Consider the following 13,393-nt stretch of genomic DNA (forward strand, 5'->3'; position numbering starts at 1 on the left):
TAGTAATATGCTGGATAAATTATTTGAAAAAATAGATAAAAATTGTAGTAATGTTGACAAAGAAATGATTAAGAAAGCTTATAATTTGGCATATGAAGCACATAAAATTCAAAAAAGAGAATCGGGTGAACCGTATATAATACATCCTGTAGAGGTAGCTTATATATTAGCGGATATGGGTATGGATACAAGTACTATAACGGCTGGTTTACTGCATGATGTTATAGAGGATACAAACTACACTTATGAAGATATATCCAGGGAATTTAGTAAAGAAGTTGCCAATTTGGTAGATGGTGTAACTAAACTTGGCAAAATTGAATATAAGACGAAAGAGGAACAACAGGCAGATAATGTGAGAAAAATGCTGCTTGCTATGACTAAAGATATTAGAGTTATTTTGATAAAACTTGCCGATAGACTGCACAATATGAGAACATTAAAATATATGCCTGTTGAAAAGCAAAAAGAGAAGTCTAAAGAGACATTTGACATTTATGCTCCCCTGGCACATAGGCTTGGCATGTCTAAGATTAAATGGGAACTAGAAGATCTTGCTTTTAGATATATAAATCCTAATGAATATTATTTTATAGTTAGAAAGATAGCTGAAAAGAGAGGGGAGCGTGAAAAATATATAGCTGAAATAATTGCTCAATTAAGAGAAAATTTGGATAGGGCCAGTATAGCTGCAGATATAGATGGGAGACCTAAACACTTTTATAGTATATATAGGAAAATGGTAAATAAGAATAAAACAATAGACCAAATTTTTGATCTTACTGCTGTAAGAATATTGGTAGATAATGTGAAAGACTGCTATGCTGTACTTGGAATAGTTCATACTATATATAAACCAATTCCAGGAAGGTTTAAAGATTATATTGCAATGCCAAAACCCAATATGTATCAATCTCTTCATTCAACTGTAATAGGGCCACAGGGAAAGCCATTTGAAATACAGATAAGAACTTTTGAAATGCACAGGACAGCTGAATATGGTATAGCAGCGCATTGGAAATATAAAGAAGGGATAACATCAGCAGATGATATAGATAAGAAGCTCACATGGTTAAGGGAAATACTTGAATGGCAAACTGAAACTTCTGATGCAGAAGAGTTTATGGAAGGTTTCAAAATAGATTTGTTTTCAGATGAAGTTTTTGTTTTTACTCCAAAGGGAAAGGTAATAAATCTTCCTTATGATGCTACGCCTATTGACTTCGCATATAAAATTCATACTGATATTGGAAATAGATGTGTTGGTGCTAAAGTAAATGGAAAGATGGTTCCCCTTGACTATAATTTAAAAACCGGAGAAATAGTTGAGATACTTGCAGCTACTACACCTAAAGGACCTAGTATAGATTGGCTTAATATAGTCAAAAGTAATCAGGCTAAAAGTAAGATTAGAGCATGGTTTAAAAAGGCTAAAAGAGAAGAAAATATTAATAAAGGTAAAGATATATTAGAAAAAGAAACCAAAAAGCAGGGATATAATTTTGGAGAAATATCTAAGGGTGGTACTTTAGAAAATATTTTGAAAAAATACAATATGAAATCATTAGAGGATCTTTATGCAGCAGTAGGTGTAGGAGCATTGACTCCATCTACAGTGGTTCTAAAGTTGAAAGAGAGTTATATTAAGAGTAAAAATTGTGAAATGAGTAATGACAAAGTTATCGAAGAACATTTAGGGAAAGTAGAGAAACATCCGAAACAAAAATCAAATTCACACGCTGTAATAGTAAAGGGAGAGAAAAACTTACTTGTTAGATTTGCTAAATGTTGTAATCCAGTTCCGGGTGATTCTATAATTGGATATATAACAAAGGGAAGAGGAGTTTCAATCCATAGAAGTAATTGTAAAAATGCCCAATTCCTGATTTCAAAAGAAGGAAATAAAGTAGTTGATGTCAGATGGGGAACGCCTAAAGGCGCCGAGTACATAGCAGAAATAATGCTTAGATGTGAAGATAGGGCACGGTTACTTTCAGAATGTATGGAGATAATAAGCGATAGTAAGATTTATCTTTATGCAATAAATACACAGCCTCCCAAAAATTCGATAATTATTATAAATATGAAGCTTAAAATAATAGATATAGATGATTTAAAAGTTGTTATGAAAAAGTTAAAGAAAGTTAAAGGAGTTTTAGATGTTGATAGGACTAAAAATTGATTTGAAGGTGAGGAATGTTTAAATGAGAGCTGTAGTACAAAGAGTTAAATATTCTAAGGTAGAAATAGATAACAAGGTTGTTGGAGAGATAAGTGAGGGATTTAATGTATTACTTGGAATATCAAAAGAAGATACTTATGATGATATAGCATATCTAAAAGATAAGATAATAAACTTAAGAGTATTTGAAGATGAGAATGGTAAACTTAATAGATCTATTAAGGATATTAATGGTGAACTTCTTATAGTTTCACAATTCACACTTTATGGAGATTGCAGACACGGAAGAAGACCAAGTTTTATAAATGCATTAGGTGGAGAAGATGCTGAAAAGGTGTATGATGAATTTGTAAGGCAATGTAAAGAGTCTGTAGAGAAAGTTGAAACTGGAAGATTTGGGGCGGATATGATGGTTACTATAAAGAATGACGGTCCAACTACTATATTAATCGATAGTAAAAAAGTATTTTAAAATATTGTGTTAAGGGGGAAGAAGTATGGACATAAAATCATTTGCTGTAGGAGTTTATTTAGCAAACTGTTATATAATAACAGATGATCAAAAAAAAGAAACGGTGGTTATAGATCCAGGTGGAGATGGAGAACTTTTATCAAAGGAAATTACAGGAAGTCTAAAATATATTCTATTGACTCATGGTCATGCTGATCATACAGGCGCGGTAGCATATCTTAAGGATAAATTCAATGCACCTGTATATATGAATGAAAAAGATTATAAGATGATTGAATGTGGTACTTTTATGTATGGAGATATAGCTAAAAAAGTTGATAAATTTATAGATGATCATGATTCTTTTAAAATAGGTAATAAAATTATAAAATGTATATACACTCCAGGCCATACACCAGGTGGAATGTCATTTTTAGTGGATAATATTATTTTTACAGGAGATACTTTGTTTTTATCTTCTATTGGAAGGACCGATTTTGATGGTGGAGATTATGATGCTATTATAAATAGTATAAAGCAGAAATTAATGGTATTACCTGATGAAACTATTGTTTGTCCAGGGCATGGACCTAAAAGTAGCATAGGAAGTGAGAGAATTAATAATCCATTTCTATGATGAGGTTTATCTACATTGAATAATTTTTTGGTATTTTAAATTGGAGGATTAATTAAAAATATGAATTCACTAAAGACTATTGTGATAAAACTTAATAACATGGATTTTAGATATGATATTTATCAATTGTTTAACATATTTTATAATTTTTATAGCATAGAATTTTTAAATGAGAATTGGAACTACAGTGTTGATGTTTTAGATGACACTGTAGTTATTTCTGATGGAGCTAATTTAAAAAGATATGAATTTTTTAAAGGACTTAGAACAAAACAGAGTGTAAAAAAAGCAGTTTTCGAATATCTTTCACAAAAAGAAAAAAAGGAAATTTCCTGGGGAACATTGGTTGGTATAAGACCTAGTAAAATAGCACTTGAGTTATTAAAATATGGAAAAAATTGTGATCAGATAATAGAATATTTTAAATACCATTATGACACAAGGTATGACAAAGCTAAACTATGTGTCGATATAGCCAAATTAGAAGATAGGTTTGTAAACAAAAATAAAGATAATATCAGTATTTATATAGATATGCCATTTTGCCCGACTAGATGTTTATATTGTTCCTTTGCGTCAAATCCTATAGACAAGTGTAAAAAAATTGTTCCAGAATACCTCAAATGTTTGTTTATTGAATTGAATACTGTAGCAGAATATGTTAATAGAAAAAAATTGAATGTTGAGTGTATTTATTTTGGAGGTGGAACTCCGACTTCTATTAGTGATGAACAATTTGAAAAAGTTATGTATCAAATATATAATAGTTTTGTACTTAAAAATCATGTAAGAGAATTTACAGTTGAATGCGGAAGACCAGATAGTATAACTTTAAGCAAACTGGAAAGTATGAAGAAATATAAAGTAGATAGGATAAGTATAAATCCTCAAACTATGAATGATGAAACACTCAAACTGATAGGAAGAAGGCATACTGCATGGGATGTGGCTGATAAATTTTATACAGCAAGAAATCTGGGTTTTGAAAATATAAATATGGATATAATAGTAGGACTTCCTGGTGAAGGCTTGCATAATATAAAAAAAACCTGTGAATCTATAAAAGAGCTTGATCCGGATAACCTTACAGTTCATGGACTGTCTGTAAAAAGAGGTTCAAGGCTTCATGAAAATATGGTGAATAATATAAATTTTGCTGTACCAGAACAGCATGAATTAAATTTGATGTATGATGAGACAATCAATTTGTCAAAAAGTATGGACATGAGTCCATATTATGTGTACAGGCAAAAGAATATGGTTGGCAATATGGAGAATATAGGATATGCAAAACGAGGTAAGGAAAGTTTATATAATATTCAAATGATAGAGGAAAAGCAAACTATTATAGCCTGTGGTGCAGATGCTGTGACAAAAGTAGTCTTTCCTGATGAAAACAGAATAGAGAGGCATTTTAATGTCAAGGATGTAAGGGAATATATAAAGAGAATCCGTGAAATGATAGATAAGAAAATTGAGCTATTAGATACACTATATAAATAGGAGGAATTAAATATGGTTAATATACAAGCTCCAAAAGGAACTAAAGATTTGCTGCCTTCAGAATCTTATAAATGGCAGTATTTAGAGAATAAATTTAAGAAAATAGCTGCGTCATATGGATGCAGAGAAATAAGAACACCTATGTTTGAACATACAGAATTGTTTGAGAGAGGCGTTGGAGATACTACCGATGTAGTACAGAAAGAGATGTATACTTTTAATGATAGGGCAGGAAGAAGTATAACTCTTAAACCCGAGGGTACATCACCTGCTGTAAGGGCTTTTATAGAGAATAGTATTTTCAATGAGGCACAGCCAACAAAACTTTTTTATTTTACTCCAGTGTTCAGATATGAAAATGTACAAAAAGGAAGGTTAAGGGAACATCATCAGTTTGGAGTTGAAGTATTTGGAGCAAAAGAAGCTTCATTAGATGCAGAAATAATAAGTATTGCCATCAGAGTTTATAGAGAACTTGGAATAAATGATGTTAAGCTTAATATAAACAGTATAGGATGTCCAGAATGCAGAAAAAAGTATAATGAGGCTTTAAAAGAATTTTTATCTAATAATTATGACAAACTGTGTGAAACATGTAAAACAAGATTTGAAAAGAACCCTATGAGAATATTGGACTGCAAAGTTCCAGGCTGCAAAGAAATAGTAAAAAATGCTCCGGTAATACTTGATTATATCTGTGATGATTGCAGGGAGCATTTTAGCAATTTGAAGAAGGATTTAAAGGCAATGGGAATTGAGTATGAAGTGGACCCACTTATTGTAAGAGGACTTGATTATTATAGTAAGACGGTATTCGAAATAATTCACAATGGAATTACTATCTGTGGCGGCGGAAGATACGATTATTTAATAGAGGAAGTTGGAGGCCCGTCTATGCCTGCTGTTGGATTCGGAATGGGTATAGAAAGAACTCTATTAACACTTGAGGAAAATGGTATAGAAATACCTAAAGAACCTTATATAGACTTGTATATTGGATCAATTGGTAAAACCGCTAAGATTAGAGTGCTTAAAATTATAAATAAATTAAGAGAATATGGACTAAGATGTGAATGCGATCACATGAATAGAAGTGTAAAGGCTGAAATGAAGTATGCAAATAAAATAGATGCAAGATTTACTTTGATCTTAGGAGATGATGAACTAGATTCTGGTACTGCTAAATTAAAAAGAATGGAAGATGGAAAACAGTTTGATATAAATATAAATAATATAGAAGAAATAGTTAACCTTATAGAAAAAATAAATGTATAATTTGATGTAGTATTCTAGTATTCTAATTAATTGCTAATTACTTTAGTTAGATTATAGGGTTTATAATGAAAGCTTACGTATAACTTAATCTTGGAATTATAAACCCTATATATAAATAAATATTGAATGATTATTATATGAATTGGAGGAAATAATAATGGGAGAATCATTAAGAGGACTCAAGAGAACCATAATGTGCGGGAAGCTCAGAGAAGATAATATAGATAATAAAGTCACCGTAATGGGATGGGTTCAAAGAAAAAGAAATTTAGGCAGCCTTATATTCATAGATTTGAGGGATAGAAGTGGTATACTTCAGGTTGTATTTGGAGAAGAAATAAATAAAGAGGCTTTTTTAAAGTCAGATGGTGTTAAATCAGAATACTGTATAGCTGTTACAGGAACTATTGTAAAAAGACAGTCTCCAAATGCAGAACTTCCGACAGGAATGGTGGAATTAAGAGGAGAATATATAAAGGTATTATCTGAATCTGAAACACCTCCTATATACATAAAAGAAGGGCTTGATGCTGCTGAGAGTGTAAGGCTTAAGTATAGATATTTGGATTTAAGAAGACCAGATATACAGAAAATATTTATGATAAGACATAAGATTACCAAGATCATCAGGAATTTCATGGATGAAAATGGATTTCTTGAAATGGAAACACCAGTACTTGGAAGAAGTACTCCAGAAGGTGCAAGAGATTATCTTGTACCAAGCAGGAATTTCCCGGGAAACTTTTATGCTTTACCACAATCACCTCAATTATATAAACAGCTTTTAATGGTATCCGGATATGATAGATATTTTCAAATAGCGAAATGTTTCAGGGATGAGGACTTAAGAGCGAATAGACAGCCTGAATTTACGCAGGTTGATATGGAGCTTTCCTTTGTAGAAGAGGATGATGTTATGGAATTAAATGAGAGACTTTTACAAAGTGTATTTAAAGAAGTAGCTGGAGTAGATGTAAAACTCCCAATAGAGAGAATGACCTATAAAATTGCCATGGAGAAATATGGAAGCGATAAACCTGATTTAAGATTTGGAATGGAAATAAATGATTTGACAGATGTTGTAAAGAATATAGATTTTAAAGTGTTCCAGAATGCCATTGAAAATGGTGGCTCTATAAGAGGAATAAAAGTTCCAGAGTCCGCAGGTATGGGGAGAAAGCAAATTGATAAATTAGTTGACTTTGTAAAAACATATGGAGCAAAAGGGCTTGTGTGGATAGCTAATAGAGAAGATGGAGTAAAATCATCGATATCAAAGTTTTTAACTGATGAACAGACTTCCGGTATATTAAATAAAATTGAAGCTAAAACAGGAGATTTGATTTTAATAGTAGCGGATAAAAATAGTATAGTGTTACAGAGTTTAGGTGCATTAAGGCTTGAAATGGCAAAAAGGCTTGGAATACTTGAGAATAATAAAAAATTTAGATTCGTATGGGTAACTGAGTTTCCGCTTCTTTCATATAATGAGGAAGAAGAAAGATTTGAGGCTGAGCATCATCCTTTTACTATGCCAATGGACGAAGATATAAAGTATCTTGATTCAGATCCAGGACGTGTCAGAGCTAAAGCATATGATATAGTTTTAAATGGTGAGGAACTTGGAGGAGGAAGTATCAGAATACATAATACAGATTTACAGGAAAGGATGTTTAAGGTTATAGGAATTAGCGAGGAGAAAGCCAAAGAAAAGTTTGGATATTTACTTCAGGCATTTAAATTTGGGCCACCACCTCATGGAGGACTTGCATATGGACTTGACAGAATGGTAATGTTTCTTGCTGGAACTGAAAATATAAAAGATGTAATTGCATTTCCTAAGAATCAAAATGCATTTTGTCCATTAACGGAAGCACCTAATATTGTAGATAAAGCGCAGCTTGATGAATTGGGTATATATATTAAATAAATGAAAATAAGCTATACCTTTTTAGATATAGCTTATTTTGGTTAATTATTTAATTTTGTTTTTAAATCAGATAAAGAGTTTGCTATTTCGGATCTAGGCAAATTACCATCTTCAAGATCACTATCTTCCTTTAGTAGGAGATCTTCATAAAATTTTAATGCAGATTTTATAGATGTTGTGCTGAAATTGTCAAATTCTAATGTTTCAAATATTATATCGTCAGCTTTGTCATATTTATGCTCACAAATATAATAATCGATTAATTTATATTCTATATATAAAGGGAGTTTGTATTCTTTTACTCTATTTATAATTGAATTTATATCAGAAAAATAATCTTTTAAGTTTGAATCGGAACTTTTATTCAAGCATGCTTCTAAAAATAAGTTTAATGATTTAAGTAATATGCAAAATGATTCATTTTCTTTTTTTTGAAGTTCAAGTATGAAACCTTCTTCCTCTAAAAGTTTTGCCATCATTATGCATTTATCTGAGTTTATACTTCCTCCGGATTTTATCATATCTATTAGGCTTTCGTCTGAAAATGAGTTGAAAAATTTAAGACTCAATCTGAATATTTCTTTAAAAGTATCATCTATAAGAGTTATAGCTTTGTCTAAATTCCCATCTTCCTTGTTTCTTAATATTTTTCTTATGTATTCCTCAAATTTTGCAACAAGTTCAAGTGTCATATTGCGTTTTAACATTTTAAGTACCTCCAATTGATATAAGTAAATATATTATATCAAAAATAAGTTTTGATTTAAATTTTAAGTTAATTATTTATGAATTATAATATATTACGATAAATAATAATATACATTTATATAGTTATATAATATACTGTTAGTATGTTTGTAATTTTTAAATAAACAATAATTAAAGAAATGAATTCTGGCATTCTGTTGATGCTAAAAAACATGGTAATTAATATTAATATGAGTAAAGTATGATATAATCATCATAATAATATTATATACTAGTTATGGAGATGATATAAATGCAGTTGTGTTCTATTTGTCATAAAAATGTAGCTACAGTTTTTACATTGAAAGTAGAAAATGGAAAATTTGAAACTATAGGGTTGTGTCCGGAGTGTGCAAAAAATATTGGATTGCCGGCTATAAATCAATTGATGCAGCAAAATGGAATAAAACAGGAAGATATAGAAAACTTCTCAAATCAAATAAATAATATGATTGGTGAGATAGATATAGATAAATTTGCAAATAGTGATATGTTTATGAATTTGTTCAATTCTATAACACCTAATAAAAATATAGAAAATATAGAAGATGATTCTGATAAAAATAAAGATCCAGCAAAGAATGAAAAAGTTAATAATGATTCAAGTAATATTAAAACCAAAAGCAAATTATTCTCTAAGAAAAGAAAAAAACTAGATAAATACGGAACAAATTTAACAGAAAAAGCAAGGAACAATAAAATAGACAATATAATTGGAAGAGATAGAGAGATTGATAGAATTATACAAATCTTAAACAGAAGAACTAAGAATAATCCTGTTCTAATAGGAGAACCTGGAGTTGGGAAAACTGCTATAGCAGAAGGTCTTGCACTCAAAATTGCCAATAAACAAGTGCCGGTTAAGCTGCTTGACATGGAAGTATATCTTCTGGATTTAACTTCAGTTGTTGCAGGGACTCAATTTAGAGGACAGTTTGAAGGTAGAATGAAGGAAATTGTCGAAGAGGCAAAAGAAAATGGTAATATCATTATAGTAATTGATGAAATCCATAATATAATAGGAGCAGGTGAAGCACAGGGAGGTGCTTTAAATGCAGCTAATATACTAAAACCATCTCTTGCAAGAGGTGAGATACAAGTAATTGGAACAACGACGATTGAAGAATATAGAAAATATATTGAAAAGGATTCTGCCTTGGAGAGAAGATTTCAGCCTATTTTAGTCGAAGAACCGACAATAGAAGAGACGATAGAGATGTTAAATGGTATAAAAAAATATTATGAGGATTATCATAAAGTAAAGATACCTGAGGAGGTTATTGAAGCAGCTGTTAATTTATCTGAAAGATATATTTCTGATAGATATTTGCCTGACAAGGCTATAGATGTAATTGATGAGGCTGCTTCAAGGGCAAATCTAAACAATAAATCTCTTTTAAATTTGGAAAATTTAAATAGGGAGCTTAATGAAATACAGAATGAAATACAGAATGCTGCAAATAGTGCTGATTACCAAAAAGCAGCTGAGCTCAAAACAAGTGAATGTAAAGTACAAACTCAGATTGATGAACTTAGAGATACAAGTTTAAATGTACAGTTAACTACAGATGACATTGCCTATGTAATCGAAGCATGGACTAAAATCCCAGTCCATAAGGTTAAGGAGAAAGAATCACAAAAGCTTTTAAATTTGGAAAATAGTCTGCACGAAAGAATTATAGGACAAAATGAGGCAGTTACAAATTTATCTAAGGCTATAAGAAGAAATCGTCTTGGTTTTAAGAAAAAAGGGAAACCTGTATCGTTTATATTTGTAGGACCAACAGGTGTTGGTAAAACTGAGCTTGTTAAGGCACTGTCATGTGAATTATTTGGAAGTGAGGATTCACTTATACGTGTCGATATGTCTGAGTATATGGAAAAACATACTGTATCAAAATTGATTGGAGCGCCTCCTGGATATGTTGGATATGATGAAGGAGGACAGCTTACTGAAAAAGTTAGGAGAAAGCCATACTCTGTTTTACTACTTGATGAAATTGAAAAAGCGCATCCGGATGTATTTAATATGTTATTGCAGATACTTGAAGATGGAAGACTTACGGATGGTCAAGGAAGAACAGTATATTTTGATAATACTATTATTATAATGACATCAAATGCTGGTACTGATTTTAAGGGAAATAGAATAGGATTCGGAGAAGAAAGTTATAATAGTTTAGAAAATCATGCAAAAGATTCATTAAAACAAGTTTTTAAACCAGAGTTCCTTAATAGAATAGATGATATTATAGTGTTTAAATCATTAGGAAAAGTAGAAATATATAAAATTATTGATTTAATGCTTGAAGAAGTTAAAGAAGAAGTAAGTGAGAAAAATATAACCATATCTGTAACAGATGAGGTTAAGGATTTTATATTAGATGTTGGATATGATGATAAATATGGAGCCAGACCACTTAGGAGAGCTATTCAAAAGTATATTGAAGATGAAATTTCTGAGCAATATTTACAGGGAAAGTTTTCGGAGGGGTCAAATATAGAAATAAGTATGATAGATGGAAAAATATCAATAAAAAATGAATTATCAAACTAAATTTTTAATTGCTCCCTGTTAAGTAAACGAGTTTTTTTGCCTTACTTGTTGGCTTAACAGGGAGCATATCATTTTTTAGTAATAGTCCATTTTAAAAAATAAGAGGAGTAACTACGGAAATCAAACGTGTGGGCTCCTTAATTGGATTAAACCATGAATGTAAGACAGTAGAGGGATATTGAATAGAATCCCCGGCGTTTACGATATACTCTTCTTTATTTAAGGTTACAATTAAAGTGCCTTCAAGTACATATACGAATTCTTCTCCAGGATGACTGAACGTGCTTCCATGCATTTGTTCAGGTGGTATTGTTATCAGCATTGCTTCGAGCTTTCTTGAAAAAAAGTCTCCACTTATTCTTGAATATTCAGAGTTAGAACCTTCTAGTTTAAATACTTTAGTGTTTGATGAATTAACTAAAAAGTTGTTGATCTCTGGTGGGGTAAAGAAATAATTCATTGTAACGTTTAATGCATCTGCAATTTTCTTTAGTGATGTAATTGCAAGTGAAGAAGATCCATTTTCTATTTGAGATAAAAAGCTTACTGAAAGACCAGTCTTTTTACTTAAATCCTTTAAAGTAAGATTATTCTTTTTCCTTAAATTATGAATTTTTTCAGCTATTTCACTAATCATTATTTTCCTCCATTATATTTTGATGGTATTAAAATATAGAAATTAAATAAAGAAAAATTTACTAGTAAATAAGTTAAAATTTCTCTTAAATATATTAACATACAAAAAAAGAAATTTCAATCCTATCTGTATGCGTATTAGCAAAATATGGAATTAAAATTTCAGCATATATGAAATTACTAGAGGTATTAACGGTTATTAAATAAATTAGATATATATGTACGAAGACATATTGTCACATCATAGTGATGCTGGCAATATGTCTTAAAATGTACTTTTAAAGACTGAACTATAAAGCTGTACAATTTTTTGAATTATTCTTAATTATCTGCACCACTGCCAGTAAGGACAGAAATTTTGGCAAGGTCTCTTGCGTCTTCTTCTGCATCTTTTACGTCTTCTATTCTTTCTGCCCCTATACATATCATCGTCAATACCATTGTAATAAGGATCATAAGAGTCATTGTCTGTTTCATTATCATAATCCTCATCGTAATAATTGTAATTATAATCTTCATCGGTTGTGTAATAATCCTGGTCGGCCATCATTGGACATTTGATAGGTGATTCTCTCATCATATCATAGTAATTCATAAATGCTGGCTGAGCTATAGGACAAAAATTGTTTGATAATGTATTATCTTCGAATTTTTGTTCATCATTTTGATTGTCCTGATCGTTGATATTTTCAGGCCCTTCTGCGTCGTCTCTGTAAGGATACATAAAATACCTCCGTAATAACAAATTACAATATTATATTATGACAGAAAATAAAATATGTTACAAAATAATAAAGATGCATATATTTAGATTGTGAAGAATATTTAGTACTAGTAGTATAAAATTATCGCAAAAAAATATATATATAATTCTGAATAATTGCTATAATTAAATAAAATGCTATATAAATACAATTAAGTTCGGGAGGTATAGCTAAATGATTATAAAAAGTAATGAGGTTAAACTTAAAAATATAGATGATGGAATTTCAAAAAAGGTTATTTCTCATGGGGGAAGTTTAATGGGAGTAGAATTTCATTTCTTGAGGGGGGCAGTTAAAGGGATACATTTTCATAAAAATGAACAATTAAGTTATATATTAAAAGGAAGTTTTGAGGTTCAACTTGAAGGCAAAAAGGAAATACTTAGAGTTGGTGATAGTTGTTATGTCAAGTCTAATGCTAGTCATGGTATTTTAGCACTTGAGGATTCGATTGTTTTAAATGTATTTACACCACAAGTAAATGCAATTTATTGATATAAATTAAAAATATCCAGTAAAATTTATTTTGCTGGATATTTTTATATATTCACTAAAAAATAATTTATACAAAATTCAAATATTTAGAATAAACCTTCAATATATATGCATAATCAACATTATAATACATAAAATATACCGCGTTTTAGGATAAAATATAATATACTTGCAGGATAGAGAAATATATGGTATTATTAATTTATTAATTCTGAA

11 protein-coding genes are annotated in these 13,393 nt (G+C 30.3%); 8 read left to right on the top strand and 3 right to left on the bottom strand.

From position 1 onward, the window contains the following. Positions 1-7 precede the first annotated feature (7 nt). The 6 genes from D4Z93_RS04710 to aspS all read left to right on the top strand — a co-directional run bounded on the left by D4Z93_RS04710 (position 8) and on the right by aspS (position 7,978). A complete protein-coding gene (locus D4Z93_RS04710) occupies positions 8-2,182 on the top strand; it encodes a RelA/SpoT family protein (protein WP_119970828.1) in 2,175 nt (724 codons plus the stop codon). Positions 2,183-2,204: 22 nt separating this feature from the next. After that, complete coding sequence (gene dtd / locus D4Z93_RS04715; RefSeq protein ID WP_119970829.1) at positions 2,205-2,654, top strand: D-aminoacyl-tRNA deacylase; 450 nt, start codon at positions 2,205-2,207, stop codon at positions 2,652-2,654. 25 nt (positions 2,655-2,679) lie between these two features. Next, the gene (locus D4Z93_RS04720; protein WP_119970831.1) at positions 2,680-3,270 is read left to right on the top strand and encodes an MBL fold metallo-hydrolase; all 591 of its coding nucleotides are present in this window, start codon (positions 2,680-2,682) and stop codon (positions 3,268-3,270) included. Positions 3,271-3,330: 60 nt separating this feature from the next. Further along, positions 3,331-4,773 carry a coproporphyrinogen III oxidase gene (locus tag D4Z93_RS04725; protein ID WP_119970833.1) on the top strand — a complete coding sequence of 481 codons (1,443 nt, stop codon included), beginning with the start codon at positions 3,331-3,333 and terminating at the stop codon, positions 4,771-4,773. A gap of 12 nt (positions 4,774-4,785) precedes the next feature. After that, entirely contained in the window at positions 4,786-6,048 is a 1,263-nt protein-coding gene (gene hisS / locus D4Z93_RS04730) for a histidine--tRNA ligase (RefSeq protein ID WP_119970835.1), read from the top strand. Between the two features lie 157 nt (positions 6,049-6,205). Then, positions 6,206-7,978 carry an aspartate--tRNA ligase gene (gene aspS / locus D4Z93_RS04735; protein ID WP_119970837.1) on the top strand — a complete coding sequence of 591 codons (1,773 nt, stop codon included), beginning with the start codon at positions 6,206-6,208 and terminating at the stop codon, positions 7,976-7,978. A 41-nt stretch (positions 7,979-8,019) separates the two neighbouring features. Here aspS and D4Z93_RS04740 read toward each other — a convergent pair whose 3' ends face one another. Beyond that, positions 8,020-8,685 carry a DUF6483 family protein gene (locus D4Z93_RS04740; RefSeq protein WP_119970839.1) on the bottom strand — a complete coding sequence of 222 codons (666 nt, stop codon included), beginning with the start codon at positions 8,683-8,685 and terminating at the stop codon, positions 8,020-8,022. Positions 8,686-8,978: 293 nt separating this feature from the next. Between D4Z93_RS04740 and D4Z93_RS04745 the strand changes: the two genes are divergently transcribed. Next, positions 8,979-11,282: an ATP-dependent Clp protease ATP-binding subunit gene (locus tag D4Z93_RS04745; protein WP_119970841.1), complete on the top strand. Its 2,304-nt coding sequence runs from the start codon at positions 8,979-8,981 to the stop codon at positions 11,280-11,282. A gap of 91 nt (positions 11,283-11,373) precedes the next feature. On the opposite strand, the gene D4Z93_RS04750 is transcribed toward D4Z93_RS04745, so the two are convergent. Then, positions 11,374-11,919 carry a helix-turn-helix domain-containing protein gene (locus D4Z93_RS04750; RefSeq protein ID WP_119970843.1) on the bottom strand — a complete coding sequence of 182 codons (546 nt, stop codon included), beginning with the start codon at positions 11,917-11,919 and terminating at the stop codon, positions 11,374-11,376. Positions 11,920-12,243: 324 nt separating this feature from the next. Then, positions 12,244-12,642: a hypothetical protein gene (locus D4Z93_RS13450; protein WP_119970845.1), complete on the bottom strand. Its 399-nt coding sequence runs from the start codon at positions 12,640-12,642 to the stop codon at positions 12,244-12,246. 214 nt (positions 12,643-12,856) lie between these two features. On the opposite strand from D4Z93_RS13450, the gene D4Z93_RS04760 reads away from it, so the two are divergent. Next, positions 12,857-13,177, top strand: coding sequence for a cupin domain-containing protein (locus D4Z93_RS04760; RefSeq protein WP_119970847.1), 321 nt, complete (start codon positions 12,857-12,859; stop codon positions 13,175-13,177). The last annotated feature ends 216 nt before the right edge of the window (positions 13,178-13,393 follow it).

Origin of the sequence: Clostridium fermenticellae, from assembly GCF_003600355.1 — a bacterium.
Taxonomy (GTDB): domain Bacteria; phylum Bacillota; class Clostridia; order Clostridiales; family Clostridiaceae; genus Clostridium_AV; species Clostridium_AV fermenticellae.